We start from the raw sequence: 17203 nt of genomic DNA, 5'->3' as shown, positions 1-17203 counted from the left end.
TCTCAAAATGAGAAGCTTTTTTCAAATTAAAATAACTAATTTTTCATAAATGAGTCGATTATTGAGCTACTGAAAACTCAATACGACGGTTTTTGAAACGTCCTTCGTCAGTTGTATTTTCAGCAACTGGTTGATCAGAACCATGACCTTGTGCAACTAATTTAGACGCGTCTACACCTTTAGATGTTAAATAATCTACAACTGCTTGAGCACGACGTTGAGACAAAGCTTTATTTGCAGCAGCATTACCAGTTGAGTCGGTATGCCCGCCGACATTTAATTTCACTCCAGACACTTTATTTAAAAGGGTTGCAGCTTGATCAAGAATGGCTTTGTTATCCGCAGGGATTTCACTTGAACCACTCGCAAAGTTAATAATTTGTAAGTTAAGCGCTTTCACCAAAGCATTTACATCGACATTGTTCGGGTCAATTGAGCCTAGAGCAGTTTGCGAAGCAGTTAAGCTATTGCTTACAGATTGCTCAGCTGTTGCTGTTGCTGGTGCTGTACCAACAACCTCAGTATGTGGCACCAATGCTTTTACTTTTGCAGTTAAAGCTTCTAATGCTGCCGCATCACCCGCTTTCAAAGTGATTTTATCGCCAACCCATTCTAAAGATGCATTTGGCACACCTTTTAATGCACCTAACACACCTGCAAGCGCATCTTTATCTGTAAATGAAGCCGCATAAGTTTGGCTTGTATCCACATTACAATCTTGAGTTGTCGAAAAAACCTTCTTAACATTGGTTTGTAGCGTTGCCAAGAAGCCTTGATCACCAATCCCAGCCTGACACTGACTCACTGTTCCTTTATCATCTGTACTCAAGGTTAAGCTAGCGGGTGCAGCAGCAGCTTCAACACCACTTGCAGCTGACGGTTCTGGTGCTGGTACAGCTTCTTTATGCTGACAAGAACGCCATAGCCAAGCAATGATAAGACCCAGAATAATTAGAGCGATAATAGGCAGAAACCCACGAGACTTACCTGTATTTTCAGTTGCTGCAGCTAATGGTGGAGCTGTTGAAGTTGAATGTGTAACCGAAGATAAGCCTGCACCAACACCTAAAGGCGCTAATAGACCCACTGCCCATGCTGGTAAATATGAACGAATAGTATCTGCATGTTGGCGCAAGTAATTCACAATACTTTGTTGATCATTTCCGGCAACATCTGAAATTGCATTAAGGCTAGGTTTAATTGCACTGTTGAGTGTACTTTCTATTTCATTATTTGGTGCTGTACCACTTAAATGGGTAAGCACGGTATTCTTGATTTGGTCATTATGAGAAAAAAGGTCTGATAAAGAAGGAGTCAAACTGTTTTTCAATTGTCCGATAAGATCAGGTTTAGCAGCTAATAATGAAAGTAAAATTGGATAAAACTTAGATAAAGCATTCGATTTTTCGCCTAGGTATCCATCCTGTTCATCTAATAATATTGAAGATACTTTTTCTTTAAGCAATTCTATAGGGTTTATCGACATTGATTATTCTCCCGAATCTTATAAGTCGTAATCAGCAACTTTTGATTATTCAAATACTTCTCTTTGCTGATAGTTTTTTATTCTAATCTTCCTTCAATCTTTTGTTGTTTTTTATATAATTTATATACAATTTTCCATCTAGTATTTACAAAACAGGTAGATCTTATTGATCTACCTGTTCATATTTAAAATTTACTTTAATTAAGTAACTTATAAATTAGCAAAAGTTTGAAGCACTTTACCCGTTAGGTTTTGGCCCAACAACGGGGTATTTTTCCCTTGCGACAAAATAGTATCTTTGCTTACTGTCCAGCTTAAAACAGGATCTATCAATACCCATCCAGCTTCATCTTCCCAACGCGAGGTCATATTGGCAACCTCCGCTGGCACGCTCGTTACTTTAGCAACCCATTCTAGAGGTTCAAATAAACCCTCATTAATGAGTTGAATCCCTAAAGATACATAGGTATCAAAAGCTGTAATGCCCGGCTGAGTTTCTGCAAATGGCGCCATTTTTGCCGAACTGCTTAAAGGCTCATGGTGCGTACAAATTGCATCAATTACGCCTTCTTTTAATCCTTGACGTAAAAGTTCTTTATCTTGCTCAGAACGCAATGGTGGACGAACGTGTGCAAGTGAATTAAAACCGTCTATTAAATGTTCAGTTAAATGTAGCTGGTGCATTGCAACGTCGGCAGTCACAGGTAAGCCTTTTGCTTTTGCAGCACGGATTAACTCAACAGATGCACCACAAGACAACAAACCAAAGTGAGCTTTTACGCCAGTTGCTTCAATCATAAGCAAATATTTGGCAATCGCTACAGTTTCAGCAAGCGCCGGAATCATCGGCAGACCTTGGCGAGAAGCAATAAAACCTTCGTGTGTACATCCATCTTTAGCAATCTGTGGCTCTTCGGCATAGAACACAACCGTTAAGCCAAGACCCGCTGCATATTCCAAAGTACGAATAACCACATCATCATTTTCAAAAGCGGCGTTGGCATTTGAAACAGCAGTACAACCACCCTTTTTAAGGCCAGCCATATTTGCAGGTTGTTTACCATTTAAACCTTGGGTTTGAGCACCAATAATATGCATATGAATGCCACCATCAAGCCATGCCTTTTCAATCAAGCCATGAATGAGGGCACCGTTGTCTTGTACAATCGGCTTTGAGTCTGGTGGGGTAATGACATGCAGAATACCATTAGCACGTGCTGCCTTACCTTCAGACTTGAGCGTACCATGTTGCTGTTGACCGGGTTCACGCAAACGCGCACATAAATCGACCATGGTTGGCATTAGCCATTTACCTTGACCATCAAGTGTTTGTTCAACTTTCTCTACCGCAGCAACCAGTTTGCCATTTTGAATATATACGGTTTGTACGTTGTCTGTTTTCTGGATTGGGTCTAACACACGTACATTTTCAATTTTTACAATACTCATGTGATCCATTCCTTACAACGTAATCGCTTCAATTAAACCTTGCTCTTGGAGTTGGCCTTGCATTGACAGTGCCAACACAGCCATACGAACAGCAATACCGTTAGTTACTTGTTTTAAAATAACCGACTGGTCTCCATCCGCCACACTTGAGTCAATTTCCACACCACGATTCATTGGACCCGGATGCATCACGATACAATCAGGTTTCGCCAAACCAAGACGTTCTTTGTTTAGGCCATACATTCGGTAAAATTCAGACTGTGAGGATAATGCTGGAGAATCAATACGCTCATTTTGAATACGTAGAGCAATAATCACATCACAATCTGCGATCCCTGCATCCATGTTGTTAAACAAGCGGACATGTTCGCCATATTCAGAAAAGCCCACTGGTAATAATGTATTCGGTGCAATCACACGAATATCTTTACATCCTAGTGTTTGTAATGCTGCAACATCCGAACGTGCTACACGAGAATGTTTAATGTCACCAATAATGGCAACGCTCAACTCTTCAAACGGTTTCTTTGTTTCACGGCGAATGGTAAGCATATCGAGCATCGCTTGCGTTGGATGGGCATGACGACCATCTCCAGCATTAATAATCGCGACCTTTGGACACACATCTTTAGCAATGAAATGTGCAGCACCCGAAGATGAATGGCGGACAACAAAAATATCGGCAGCCATTGCCTCAAGGTTCCAGAGCGTATCTCGTAGTGTTTCACCTTTTGATGTACTTGAACGTGCAATATCAATATTCAATACATTGGCAGACAAGCGTTTTGCTGCTGCTTCAAAAGTAGTGCGAGTACGGGTGGAGTTTTCAAAGAAAAGATTCATCACCGTCAACCCTTCTAAGAGCGGACGGTTAATTAAATTATTATTATCATCTAAAAAGCTTTGTGCGGTATCTAAAATCTTAGTGAGGTTTTCTTTTGAAAGCCCCTCAATTGTTAAAAAATGTTTTAAATTTCCGTCTTGATTGAGCTGAACCTGACTCGGCTGATGCAACGCTGCAATATGCATAATGGATTCCTATGGGTCGAATCGCGAAAACGTGCATAGTGTAGCTGAATTCCGCTCTTTTCGCAGAAGAACTTTACAGAATAAGGCCCTAAATTGACCAGAAAATTTAAGACCGTGATCTAGACTATCTCAATGCACCTATATAATGGTGTGGAACTTGTGCCCGATAAATTTCTTCGGCGGTGATTTCTGAATCTTCATCGGCTTTAACAAGAGCAATTTTTTCTTTTTCAGTAGGCTCAGGTAGCGTGTCTACCAACGTTTTTAATCTCTCAACGCATCGTCTTAAATCGTCATCTTCTGTTTCTAATGCCAGCGCAATTACATACTTTGCGTAATCTTTATTTTGAATCACGTACATTGCATCTATTACTCGCCCTGTCACTCTACGCATACGTACATATATTTGTGTGGTTACTGAGAAAGCATCCGCATTAGCAATAAAACCATTCCCCATCATGTCTTTCATTTATAACATCCCCATCCATTAAAATTATAAAAATGGTTAAAAACCGACTATGTCTGTTAAATAAATAACCATCCATAATATTGGTCTAGCAAAATACATACCATTTTCAAGCTATTCCTCTTTAAAAATCAGTTTATTGGTTGCTAAATGATAGGTTGCAATAATTTAAAAACCTTTAGGCATCAAAATACGTTAAACTTTGCATCGTTAATATTTATATGTTTTGGTCAATCGAGTTTATGAATACCTCTTTACGTTTAAACCACTATTGGATTACTTGTGCTGATGGTTTAGAACCCCTCTTACAAGAAGAAATAGAACAACTTGGCACCAAAGTGACAGAACGTAAAGCAGGACGTTTAATCATTGAAGGGACACTTGAAGAAGCTTACCGCATTTGTATGTGGTCGCGTCTCGCTTCTCGTGTTTTACTTCCTATTCATACTTATGAACTTGAATTTACGCATGATGCCCGTGATGTAGCAGAAGAGCTTTATGAAGGCGCAATGAGCTTTGATTGGTCGCTTATTTTTGCACCACAAAGTACGTTCGCAATCCGCTTACATGCAGAACGTGAAATTATGGTCAATTCGCAATTTGCTACATTGCGTGTAAAAGATGGCGTTGTTGATTCCTTTATGGAAGCTGTAGGTCGCCGTCCTAGCATTGACACAAAACAACCAGAAATTACGATATATGCTTTGGCAGGTAAAACTGAACATACTTACTGTCTAGATTTATCAGGTGACTCGCTACATAAACGTGGCTACCGTCGTTTTATGACGGATGCACCAATTAAAGAAAACCTTGCTGCTGCAATTTTACAAAAAGCTAAGCTCAAACAGCGTAATCCAGAGATTATACTTGACCCTATGTGTGGTTCAGGCACATTTATCATTGAAGCATTAATGATTTTAACTGACCGTGCACCAGGACTTGTTCGCCGTTTCGGATTTAATGGCTGGCATGGTCATGACCGCGACCTTTGGCTTTCAATTAAAGCAGAAGCAGCAGAGCGTCACGAAAAGGCACTTGAGTTACCTTTACCTAAATTTTATGCCTACGATGCAGACTGGGAAGCAATTAAAGCAACCCGTGAAAATATTATTGCGGCAGGCTTTGAAAATGTATTAGGTCAGATTCAAATCGAAGAACGTACTTTAGCTGACTGGCCGGATTTTGCAGCTGAAGGCAAAACTGCATTTATTGTGACTAACCCGCCGTATGGTGAACGTTTAGGTGAAAAAGCTTCAAACCGTTCTCTATACTTAGGTTTATCAGCACTTTTACAAAAACATTTTCCAAATCAATATGCAGCAATTATTGCAGCTCAAATTGAACAATCTGATGTTTTAGCGTTTGAAGCACCTGAAACTTTACGTTTAATGAATGGTAAGTTGCCAATTTATATTCGTTTCGGTGTAATCAAACCAGAAAAAGTGAATCAACCATTTTTAGTGAATTGGCAAGCTCAACCAATTGAAATGGAAGAAGCACAAGATTTCGCTAATCGTTTGCAAAAAAATATGATTGCCTTGAAAAAATGGGCAACTAAAGAAAATATTTATTGCTTACGTTTGTATGATGCAGACTTACCTGACTTTAATGTCGCTGTTGACTTATATGGTGACCGTTTACATGTTCAGGAATATGCACCACCAAAAACCATCGATCCAGAAAAAGCTAAAAAACGTTTTAATTTAGCGCTTGCTGCGATTCGTGCTGTTACTGGTTTAAACCGCGATGCCATCTTTATTAAGACACGTGCACGTCAAACTGGTACAACTCAATATACGAAACAAAGTACGGCTTCAAAACGTTTTATCGTTCAAGAAGGTAAAGCTAAAATTTTAGTTAACCTGACTGATTATCTCGATACAGGTTTGTTCCTTGATCACCGTCAAATGCGTTTACGTATTGCTCAAGAAGCACGTGGCAAACACTTCTTGAACTTATATAGTTATACGTCTACTGCAAGCTTACATGCTGCGCTGGGCGGTGCTGCCAGCACAACAAGTGTAGATTTGTCGAATACCTACTTAAACTGGTCAAAAGAAAACTTCGTTTTAAATGGCTTAACTGTAGATCACCCAGATGAACAACACATGTTCTTTGCCAGTGACTGTTTTGAGTGGTTAAAAGAGGGTCATGAACAATACGACCTTATTTTTATTGACCCACCGACATTCTCAAACTCGAAAAAATTCTATGGTACATTCGATGTACAACGTGACCATGTTTCACTTATTAAACGCGCAATGAACCGTTTGCACAGTGAAGGTACACTTTACTTTTCGAATAACTATCGCGGTTTTGAAATGGACGAAGAAATTGAAGCTATTTTTCAGATTGAAGAAATCACTTCTGAAACCATCGGCCTTGATTTTAAACGTAACCAAAAAATCCACCGTGCATGGAAAATTCAGCACCCTGCTCTAGATCAATATTAATGAAACTAGAGGTTATTATTACTTCACGGTAATAATAACCTCGCCATGAACATTTTTTGACTCAAAATCATATTTAGTAAATCGATCTGCTCTTTCCGGTAGCGCAATCATTTCTAATCTCTTCTTTTCTTTATTATCAATAACATGATTCTGTTTTTGTTCTTGATAAGGCGAAAGTACGCTAGTTCTAAGCGCATTCCATCGAACTTGCTGTAAATAGTTATCTCCCAACGCCTGCCGCACTTGTTGTTGTTCTATCGCAGGTTTTTTGGCATCGTCCTGAGCTTTCGCAATAATGACGGGTAAAGACGTGGTTATCGCTCCTGTTTGAGTTGCAAGCGCACTTTCCGACATTGGTTGTGCTGCCCATGTATTTGATAATAATACAGATACACCGCTCAAAACTCCCAGCATATACCCTTGTTTATTGTTCATTTCATTCATCCTAAAATTGTTATTGTTTGTTATATCGAACAAAATTAACAATTTTTTAAGCATGCCGCAATGTTATAAATGAACTTCCCGACCATTAACATTGATCATTTTAAAACCTGAATTTTTTCACAGAGATTTTTGAATATTCAAGTCGTTTTATAGATTGTTATCTCAGACTTGAACAACACTCCTAAATCACTTACTGTGATTTTATAATTTATTTGTATTTGATTTTATTTATAAATAGAAACAATACGAGGTGAAATAATGCTTCAGCAGTGCTGCCAATTATTAGAAAATCTTCAACTTAAAGTCGCATTTATTGAAAGTGCCAGTTCTGGTTATTTAACTAGCCAATTTTCTATTCATAAAAATAGCGGGGCAGATATTTTACTCGGCGGTTTAGTGAGTTATGACCCCAGCATTAAAGTTAGTATTTTAAATATCAATCCAAAGTTAATAGAGACTTACACAGCAGAGTCACCACAAGTCACAGAAGAAATGTGTAAGCTGGGTCGAAGGTTATTTCAACAAGCCGATCTTATTGTAAGTTGTACTGGTCTATTAAAATCTGGAGGGAGTGAAACTCCAGAAAAGCCTGTAGGTACTTTTTTCATTTGCATTTCTTATCAAGAGCGTATTTATCATTACCATTATTTTTTATCTGGCCACCCCGAACAAAAATTAAGAACATTAACTCAGAAAGTTTCAGATGCATTAGTTACTTTACTCACATCAACAACACAAACAGCCTCACCATAAAAAAAGAGAATATGTTTCCATATTCTCTTTTCGGTTTTAGCAGAAAAAGCTTAGCTGAGTTTCATTTTATCGAAGACTAAATGCCCATTTTCGCCTTTAACCAAAATGGTATCGCCTGCGACAAAATCACCTGACAAGATTTTTTGAGCTAATGTGTTTTCAATCTGTTGTTGAATCGCACGTTTCAATGGGCGCGCTCCATATACAGGGTCGAAACCAGCATCAATCAATAAATCAAAGGCAGTATCATCTACAGTTAAACTCATATCACGATCAACAAGTCGTGAACGTAATCGATCCAACTGAATATCGGCAATGCCTCGAATTTGTGCTTTCTTGAGTGAATGGAAAATCACAAGCTCATCAATCCGGTTAATAAATTCCGGACGGAAATGCTGACTTACCGCATTCATTACAATGGCACGCACGTCATCGTCTGTTGCACCCTCACCTAGCTCACGTACATCTTGTGAACCTAAGTTCGATGTCATCACAATAACCGTGTTTTTAAAGTCTACTACTCGACCCTGTGAGTCTGTTAAACGTCCGTCATCCAACACTTGTAGCAAGATATTGAATACATCTGGATGCGCTTTTTCAACCTCATCAAACAACACCACACTATATGGTTTACGGCGAACAGCTTCGGTTAAAACACCGCCTTCTTCATAACCCACATAACCCGGAGGCGCCCCAACCAAACGGCTGACCGAATGTTTCTCCATGAATTCACTCATGTCGATACGAATCATGGCATCATCACTGTCAAACAAGAAGTTAGCCAGCGCTTTGGTCAACTCTGTTTTACCGACACCTGTTGGACCCAAGAACAAGAATGAACCACTTGGACGATTCGGGTCAGACAAGCCTGCGCGTGAACGACGAACAGCATTCGATACAGCAACAACAGCTTCATCTTGCCCTACAACTCGGTCATGTAAAAAACCTTCCATATTGAGTAGTTTTTCACGCTCGCCTTGCAGCATCTTAGTGACCGGAATTCCTGTTGCAGCACTAACGACCTCAGCAATTTCATTTTCAGTCACTTTAGTACGAATAAGTTTTGGCTCTTCGTTCTCTTCTGCAACTTCATCTTGCTCCAGTTGTTTTTGTAGCTCTGGAATTACGCCATACTGTAAGCGTGCTGCCTCAGCTAAATCACCCTCACGCTGAGCTTTCTCAAAAGCAATACGCGCTTTATCAAGTTCAACTTGAGCTTGTTTAGTGCCTTCTACAAGAGTCTTCTCAGATTTCCAAATCTCTTCAAGATCATTGTATTCTTTCTGAACTTCAGCAATCTGTTTTTCAAGATGAGTGACTTCAGCTTTACTACCGACATCTTCATCTTTTTTCACAGCTTCCAATTGCATTTTCAACTGGATTAAACGGCGATCAAGCTTATCAAGTACTTCGGGTTTAGAGTCAATCTCCATTTTGATACGAGAAGCTGCTTCATCGATCAAATCAATTGCCTTGTCTGGTAATTGACGGTCTGTAATATAACGATGAGACATTTTCGCCGCAGCAATAATCGCTGAGTCTAAAATTTGTACACCATGATGAGTAGCATATTTCTCTTTTAAACCACGTAAAATCGCAATGGTATCTTCTACACTTGGTTCATCAACCAGTACTTTTTGGAAACGACGCTCTAAAGCTGCATCTTTTTCAATGTATTGACGGTATTCGTCTAAAGTAGTCGCACCCACACAGCGTAATTCACCACGAGCCAATGCAGGTTTTAACATATTACCTGCATCCATAGCGCCATCACCTTTACCAGCGCCTACAAGCGTATGCAGCTCATCAATAAACAGGATGATTTCGCCTTCGTGTTTTGCCACATCTTTTAAAACTGCTTTTAAGCGTTCTTCAAACTCACCACGATACTTCGCACCAGCAAGTAATGAACCTAAGTCGAGGGATAAAACACGTTTATTTTTTAAGCCCTCAGGTACTTCACCCTTCACAATACGCTGTGCTAAACCTTCAACAATAGCAGTTTTACCCACACCCGGCTCACCGATTAGTACAGGGTTGTTTTTTGTACGACGTGATAAGACTTGAATGGTACGGCGGATTTCGTCATCACGTCCAATTACAGGATCAAGTTTCCCTGCTAAAGCACGCTCATTTAAATCAATCGTATATTTATTAAGTGAGTCACGTTGATCTTCGTGATTATTACTCATGACTTTGTCACTACCTCGAATATGTTCAATTACTTTGCGTAGGCTGTCGGGAGTTACACCTACAGCACTTAAAATATTTTTAGTTTCGCCTGTTTCTGCTAAGCCTAATAGCACCCAGTCAGTTGACAAAAATTCATCACCCGCTTTTTGCGCATATCGATCTGCCAGATTAAGCGCTTTAACGGCTTCAGGGTTTAAATTGACATCCCCAGTCGGATTCGCAATGGTCGGAGCATCTTTTATAGCTTGCTCAAGCTTTTGTTTAAGTTCAGGTAACCGTGCACCTGCTTGTTGCAACAAACTAATATTTGATGGCTCTTCTAAAAGGGTACTCAAAATATGAATACCTGCGATCGCGGTATGGTCTTTACCCATCGCTAAAGATTGAGCATCTGAAAGGGCTTGCTGCAAGCGGTTTGTAAATTTTTCAAAACGCATTCTTGTTATTCCTCACAACAAATTTGTACTTGTCTAATAGATGGGAACTTTTTTTCGGATTTCAAATAAAATTTTATATATTTTTCATAATGTTATTAAAATAACAATGAGTAAAACTCCATTATAATATGGGTTTATGAATGATCTATTTCAAGTATATTTTGTATAATTTTTAAGAGAAAACAAAAAGGCCAAGTTTTTATCTAAATTTCTGCAAAAAATGGCAATTTTAAAGCTGTGAAATTTTGAATAGTTATCACTGTTAAATTTTAAAATAATTAAAGGCAGCCCTTCATTTGAAAGACTACCTTACAAAACAGTTAATCAATTATGCCATTGGTGGAACGGGCATTTAGCTTGCTCTGTTTTTTCTACTGGAAGATCTGGCGTAGAGATTGGACGACGCTGATGTTGATCCTGAATGATAGGGAATACAGATGTAAAGAAGTTTGACCAACCGCCAGTACGTACTCGCAACAGATTATATTGCTCAGGTGATGTCACAGCTTGAGCAAATGTTTCTGGGTCAGCGACCGTTATTGTTAAAATATTGGATGATCCGCCTTGGCTAAATTGCTTTAAAATAGCTACGAGTTCTTTAACGCCAAAGTCTTCACCAATATTAAAATCTGTAGGTGCTCCATCAGCCATTAAGTCTGTTCCCATCCCCTTAAAACCTTGTAAAGCGCGGCTGAATTCAACTGTTTGATGATCAATTGCTAAATCTGCCGGACTTGGTGACGGACTTAAATCAGATGCGACAGTTGTACCGAGACGGCGACCATCAGCACTTGCCCCATTCCACGCCCCCATCTCTACATGATTTTCAAAAGTTCCTACGCCAGGTTGAATTTGAATACCAAAAGGATGCTCCTCTGAACCATAACGCTCAGCCAAACTTTTAAGGCTTTGTGCAAATTGGGGCCATGGATTGGTAAATGTTTTAACGGATATTTCAGCAATCATTTGAACAATCTCATCGCCTAATTTATCGACTTCAGAATTCCCTCGCCCATAACGTGGTTGTGCCAAAGCAATCTCACGTAAGCGCTTATAACGATCAGCTTGTGCAGCAATACGAGCGTGACCAGCTAAATTACTAATAAATGGCTCGGTCATTTTATATCCCCAGTCACAACACAAGCATTCTAACAACTCAGGCAATGTAGTAACTGCGGTTAATGGATCAAATACCATTGCCTTAATGGCATATAGTGAATTGATGGTATTACTCAGCGAGATATAGCACGGTCCATAAATATTATATTTAGCCCCACCACTATAAAAATCCTGTCCTTTAGCCAAACAGTCATCCATCAATACATTTAAAATTGGAGATGGGCAAATATCTGTATTGGCGCCATAACCTAGAATTTGACCATTGAAAGCTTTGCGATTGAGTAATTCAAAATGTTGCTCATAGAGCTCTAACAGTTCTTCAAAACTATCAATCTGATCAGCAGGTCTGCTATTTAATGAAACAGTTTGTCCAAACAGATAGCTTTGCCCAGCACTTGAAATTGTTCTACCTTGATTTAATGCACATTCCAACGGCTGTAATGTCGAGAACCCACCTAAAGAAAACCAGTTTTCACCTGGAAATTGTGGTTCATAACAACCATCACAAGCGTAATTTTGTGCTGAACGAATATCGACTTTAGAGTTCCAAGTTGGCAAATTAGTGAGTGTATCTCCTCCTACACCATTTCCACTCTGATGAAGACTAGGAATAAGCTTTTCATCATTTAATAAAATCGGGTGAGCGCCACCAGATAAAATCGCATGTGCAGCTTCTTCTAAAATCTCTTCCGGAATATCTTTGCGAGTGCGTAGAGACAAACACGGTGCATTTAACGGTAAACGGCCTGATGCACGAATGAATAATCGTGTCACATCATTGTAAGCAGGTTCAGTTTTAGAAAAGTCTTCTTCACCATCCGCGACTGTACCACCAACTGTAATCTGTTGAATCCATTGTCCTAAAGATGCACCTTGAGGATAAGGGCCTGAACTGCCACCCATCGCAAGATTACCAAAAGGCTGATGGTCTTCCATAAACATACGGTTTTGTTGTACTTTTTCGTCTAGCTTAATATAGAAGGCATCGATAATTTCTTGGGCTTCTTCAGGCGGAATCGCATCTTTTTCAAGGAAAGGTTGCAACAGCTGATCCATACGTCCAAATGCTGTTGGCTCACCATTTAAATGCAAACAACTATGCAGTGTGAAAATAAATTGAACTGCTTCAATAAATGTGTCCGGTTTATCTTTCGACAACTTTTCCATTCGTCGACCAATAGCAGTTAAGTTCTCTTTTTCGAATTGCTGCCCTTCTTGCATCTGGGCTGCAATTTTAAATGCAAGTTTTGAGTAGTTTAAGAAATATTCAGAAATACCAGTCAGTGCCAATGCAGAAGCTTCATAAAAATCTTTCTTTTCTTGAGTCTGTGCATTATTTGCATGTTTAGCAATTTCTTGTTGTAGACCAGCCAAACCTAAATCTAATGCTTTTTTATAATTCGGAATAACATGCCCTACACCCGATGCTTCACTTAAGTTACGCAAAAAACCCTGAAGACGCTCTTCCTCAGATAAATACTTCATTACATAGCGACCTTCACCCAAGGTCAAATTCGGCATAGCTCCTACAATAATTTCATCTGGCATGATGCGATAAGTGTCCGATCCATAAATGACCTTACCTTCGCATTCTCGTCCACTCGAATATGGAATCATTTCACCATTTTTTAATAATATTTTCCGCCCACGGAAACCATAATTTTCTGATGAGAACAATTGCAGACTTAATCGAATAGCCCAGCCTTTACGTAACATAATTGATAAACCCATAATATTTTCAGGTTTATCACTGATCTCAAACTCATCAATGTAATAATCTACCCCTTGCTCAATTTCTTCTTGTTTTCGATTGAAATACCAGTTGTCTTGCCATAAAGAAAATGTATTTTCAAGTAGACTTAAAATACGGTTTGATGGTGGTTTAAAAAATTCACTATGAGGATTTAGACCTGTCGCCATATTAAAAAGATAATTACTGTGGTTGTAATACATCAAACCATTATCAGAACTGTTCGTATAATGGCGATCAAATCGAGTCCAATCCATCCCTGGGAAAAAATTCCAGTTATCATTATCTAGTCGACTAAAATCATTTAAATATTCTGGAGCATCATCTAATTCTAAATCTTTTAAACTTGGAACATAAAATATACCGCCTAAGTCTGAGTGAAGATTATTGAATAATCTGTCATTCATGAAACCTTCTATTGCTCCAACCTGACTTGCCATTACTTCTTCTAAAATGGCAGCAGTTTTTGCAAAACCAGCAAAATAAATTCCGGCTTCATCTGCTTTAGTGACCGATTTTGGCACTCTAAAACTTGAGTTTGACTCAGCACGGCCGAACGGTAAACCTAGACGCAGAACAGGTGTAGTATTTCCATTTTCATCTTGCACACGAGACGCTTTAATGTGCGAACGGCTATCACGGTCTGGAATAATCGTGTCGTCAGTTTTACGTCCAATCAAATCTTCAATCTGATCTTCTGACATCATATTTATCTGGTCCCAGTTAATCAGAAACCGTTGGGATAAAACATATGATCCACCAAAGTGCTCAATATCTTCTGCACCAATCAAAGTATGTTTTGCGAGTGAAATAGGATCAGATGGGTTATTTAAATTTTCAGAAAAACGACATCCTAAAACCTTACCATTACGACCGGTTTTAGATTGTGAAGCAGTAACTTGACTAAATATTTCCTTGATATCTGAAACTAAAAAATGCTCAATATATTTCTGTAATACTGTACAAGCATCAGCATCATCACTTTTCACATGCAACCAAATGTCACCATCTGAATTTTTAAAACTCCCATTAGACTCAGAGAAAACTTCTGAGACATTTGGATTTTTTTCTTCTGGATAATGTAATTGCATTCCTTTTGGTCGTGACAAATTATCTTTTTTACAAATCAGATCCCAATTATCAAAAGATACACCGATAGCCAACGTCGTATTTTTACTGGAAAGTGCAGGATTTTTATTAATCTCTTGACGCACAGCGATCATTAACTGACGAATTTTTTCACGTGTAATTTCTGTATTAAGCCAAACCGTACTAAAAATTGCATGGGGGGCTGGATAAACCAACCCTCGTTGCATGTATTTCCATATTTCAGTAAAACGATTTTCATAAGATATATTTAACATTATATTAAGTCCTTTAAAATTTTTATATAATAATTAAAGTTATGATTATAAATTTAATTATAAAATCATTATTCATAATAAAACTAAAATAACAATAGATTTTAAATCCAAACAAAATAGTAGGAATTAGCACCTAAAATAAATCTCAAATAAAATTTAGAAAAATTAAAACAAGAAATAAGCAAACCCAATAAAATAAAGAGAAATATGTGACTACAATAATCAACTATTAAAATAAAATAACAAATAAAACTATTTCATTAAAGAATTAAAATAACTTTTAATTAAAACTTATTGATATAATCTTCATTATTCTTTGAATAAAAATTAAGGTTGCCATGTTTATAAAAAAGCTCATCTCCACTTTACTTTTTACATCCATACCTTTTTATTGCTTTGCCGAGCTTCCACAAGACTCCAGAAGAGCTGGTGGGATTGCAGTTATTCTCCTAACTAGCGATATTACTCAGGTTACCTTTCAACAAAAGCCAGTTTTAATTAGCAAGGAAGGTCAGCAGCGTTATGCTGTCGTGGGTATTCCGTTATCTATTCCACTCGGCAGTGTTCAGCTCGACACGAATAAAGCACCTATTCAAATAGAAGTTAAGTCCTATCCCTATGTGGAGCAACGGATTAAAGTCACTAACCAAGATTATGTGAACCCTAACCAAAGCCAGTTAGACCGCTACGCTCAAGAAGCTAAAGAACAAAATGATGTGTATAGCTCATTTACAAAGAGTTCATGGCAAACCCTACCAGCATTTATACGCCCAACTTCAGGGAAGTTTACTAACTCTTTTGGGAGAAAACGTTTCTTTAATGGTGAAGAACGCGCGCCCCACTCAGGTTTAGATATTCCTGCACCAGTAGGACAAAAAGTCGTTGCACCCGCAGATGGTGTTGTTATCCAAACCGGATCTTATTTTTTTAATGGTCAAACCGTGTTGATTGATCATGGCCAAGGCCTAGTCAGCATGTTCTGCCATTTAAGCGCAATTAAAGTAGAGAAAGGCCAACATATCCACCAAGGAGAAACTTTAGGTTTGGTAGGCAAAACTGGACGTGTGACAGGCCCTCACCTGCATTGGGGTATGAGCCTTAATAATGCTCGGGTAGATCCTCAGCTTTTTCTAAATACAGCTCGTTAATTTAAAGCTTTACGAAAATATTTTGGCGCATCCACATAACCTTCTCGTAAGTAAAACTGGTGCGCCAATGTTCGCTGCTCACCTGAATGTAGTTCCATTCGATCACATCCCCGTTGCCTTGCCAATTGCTCAGCATTTTTTAAAAGCAGGCGACCAACACCTCTACTTCGTATATTCTCATCAATACACAAATAACAAACTTTGGCAAAGTCGCCTTGCAAAGCAATTTGCGGAATAAAATAGAGAGATAAAAAGCCACAAATTTGATGCCCTTCTTCAGCAACCAAAACTTGTGAGTTAGAGTCATTATTTAGTATTTCAAATTTTTCTTGGATAAGAGTGAGTGGCTGTGGATAGCCCATCTGTTTAAGTAAATCGCATATGGCCTGACTATCTTCCAATTTAGCAGCACGAATATTCACTTTTATTCCCTCTCTTATTTTTTAATTATTTTTGACAATAAAAAAGCCAACTCTAATGTCAGCTTCTTCTTTCTATCTAACAAAAAAGTGGCTTATTCCGCTTCAATAATTTTGAAGTCATGGGTAATTTCTACACCACCATCGGAAAGCATTTTACTCGCTGAACAATATTTTTCGGCAGATAATTCAACTGCTTTTGCAACCTGTTTTTCTTTCACAGCTTTACCTGTTACCACAAAGTGTAAGTGGATTTTAGTAAAAACAGCTGGAATTGTGTCAGCACGCTCAGCTTTTAAATTACATACAACATTCGTCACATCTTGGCGTGATTTCTTTAAAATGGTCACAATATCAAACGAAGCACACCCACCAAGTCCCATTAATAGCAACTCCATAGGACGTGGACCACGGTTTTCACCACCATACTCAGGTGAGCCGTCCATGATGACACTATGCCCACTATCTGATTTCGCTTCAAAAGCAACATTCTCTAGCCAATGTACACTTGTTTGCATTGCAACTACCTAAAAAAAATTATAAATTTAAGCAGGGTCTGTTGACATTTCATCTATGGATTGCGTTAGAGCTAAAAATTAATCCAAATAACACGCAAAACCCTGACAATGGCGATCCTTTGTCCAGTTTTGTTACATAGTTTGTGAAATTTCAGCCATAATCTGAGTTGCCATT

At 38.6% G+C, this 17203-nt stretch carries 12 protein-coding genes; 3 read left to right on the top strand and 9 right to left on the bottom strand.

Translation table 11 applies throughout. From position 1 onward, the window contains the following. Positions 1-58: 58 nt before the first annotated feature. The 4 genes from FY048_RS11925 to FY048_RS11910 form a co-directional block, all read right to left on the bottom strand. The gene (locus tag FY048_RS11925; RefSeq protein WP_446091276.1) at positions 59-1486 is read right to left on the bottom strand and encodes an OmpA family protein; all 1428 of its coding nucleotides are present in this window, start codon (positions 1484-1486) and stop codon (positions 59-61) included. A 210-nt stretch (positions 1487-1696) separates the two neighbouring features. Continuing rightward, positions 1697-2935, bottom strand: a complete 1239-nt coding sequence (locus tag FY048_RS11920) for a dihydroorotase (RefSeq protein ID WP_446091275.1) — start codon at positions 2933-2935, stop codon at positions 1697-1699. 12 nt (positions 2936-2947) lie between these two features. Then, positions 2948-3964, bottom strand: a complete 1017-nt coding sequence (locus FY048_RS11915; protein ID WP_003652674.1) for an aspartate carbamoyltransferase catalytic subunit — start codon at positions 3962-3964, stop codon at positions 2948-2950. Between the two features lie 124 nt (positions 3965-4088). Further along, the gene (locus FY048_RS11910) at positions 4089-4433 is read right to left on the bottom strand and encodes a hypothetical protein (RefSeq protein WP_446091274.1); all 345 of its coding nucleotides are present in this window, start codon (positions 4431-4433) and stop codon (positions 4089-4091) included. Positions 4434-4672: 239 nt separating this feature from the next. On the opposite strand from FY048_RS11910, the gene rlmKL reads away from it, so the two are divergent. Beyond that, positions 4673-6883 carry a bifunctional 23S rRNA (guanine(2069)-N(7))-methyltransferase RlmK/23S rRNA (guanine(2445)-N(2))-methyltransferase RlmL gene (rlmKL, locus tag FY048_RS11905; RefSeq protein WP_446091273.1) on the top strand — a complete coding sequence of 737 codons (2211 nt, stop codon included), beginning with the start codon at positions 4673-4675 and terminating at the stop codon, positions 6881-6883. Positions 6884-6901: 18 nt separating this feature from the next. On the opposite strand, the gene FY048_RS11900 is transcribed toward rlmKL, so the two are convergent. Beyond that, complete coding sequence (locus FY048_RS11900) at positions 6902-7318, bottom strand: hypothetical protein (RefSeq protein ID WP_446091272.1); 417 nt, start codon at positions 7316-7318, stop codon at positions 6902-6904. Between the two features lie 267 nt (positions 7319-7585). Here FY048_RS11900 and FY048_RS11895 point away from each other — a divergent pair, with 267 nt between their 5' ends. Further along, complete coding sequence (locus FY048_RS11895; RefSeq protein WP_446091271.1) at positions 7586-8080, top strand: CinA family protein; 495 nt, start codon at positions 7586-7588, stop codon at positions 8078-8080. Between the two features lie 50 nt (positions 8081-8130). Here the strand turns inward: FY048_RS11895 and clpB are convergent, their stop codons facing one another. Together clpB and FY048_RS11885 are read right to left on the bottom strand one after the other, a co-directional pair. Beyond that, on the bottom strand, positions 8131-10710 hold the full coding sequence (clpB, locus tag FY048_RS11890) for an ATP-dependent chaperone ClpB (protein ID WP_446091270.1): 2580 nt from the start codon (positions 10708-10710) through the stop codon (positions 8131-8133). A 324-nt stretch (positions 10711-11034) separates the two neighbouring features. After that, positions 11035-14943, bottom strand: coding sequence for a Dyp-type peroxidase (locus FY048_RS11885; protein WP_446091269.1), 3909 nt, complete (start codon positions 14941-14943; stop codon positions 11035-11037). Between the two features lie 338 nt (positions 14944-15281). Here FY048_RS11885 and FY048_RS11880 point away from each other — a divergent pair, with 338 nt between their 5' ends. Beyond that, entirely contained in the window at positions 15282-16091 is an 810-nt protein-coding gene (locus tag FY048_RS11880; RefSeq protein ID WP_446091268.1) for a peptidoglycan DD-metalloendopeptidase family protein, read from the top strand. Here the strand turns inward: FY048_RS11880 and FY048_RS11875 are convergent. Together FY048_RS11875 and FY048_RS11870 are read right to left on the bottom strand one after the other, a co-directional pair. Next, complete coding sequence (locus FY048_RS11875; protein WP_446091267.1) at positions 16088-16513, bottom strand: GNAT family N-acetyltransferase; 426 nt, start codon at positions 16511-16513, stop codon at positions 16088-16090. The two genes, FY048_RS11880 and FY048_RS11875, sit on opposite strands and share 4 nt — an antisense overlap. Positions 16514-16605: 92 nt before the next feature. Continuing rightward, positions 16606-17028, bottom strand: a complete 423-nt coding sequence (locus FY048_RS11870) for an OsmC family protein (protein WP_446091266.1) — start codon at positions 17026-17028, stop codon at positions 16606-16608. Positions 17029-17203: the final 175 nt, after the last annotated feature.

The organism is Acinetobacter sp. 1124_18A (assembly GCF_052824995.1).
The sequence above is the reverse complement of the archived record's forward strand: the minus strand, read 5'-3'. Positions and strand labels throughout refer to the sequence as shown.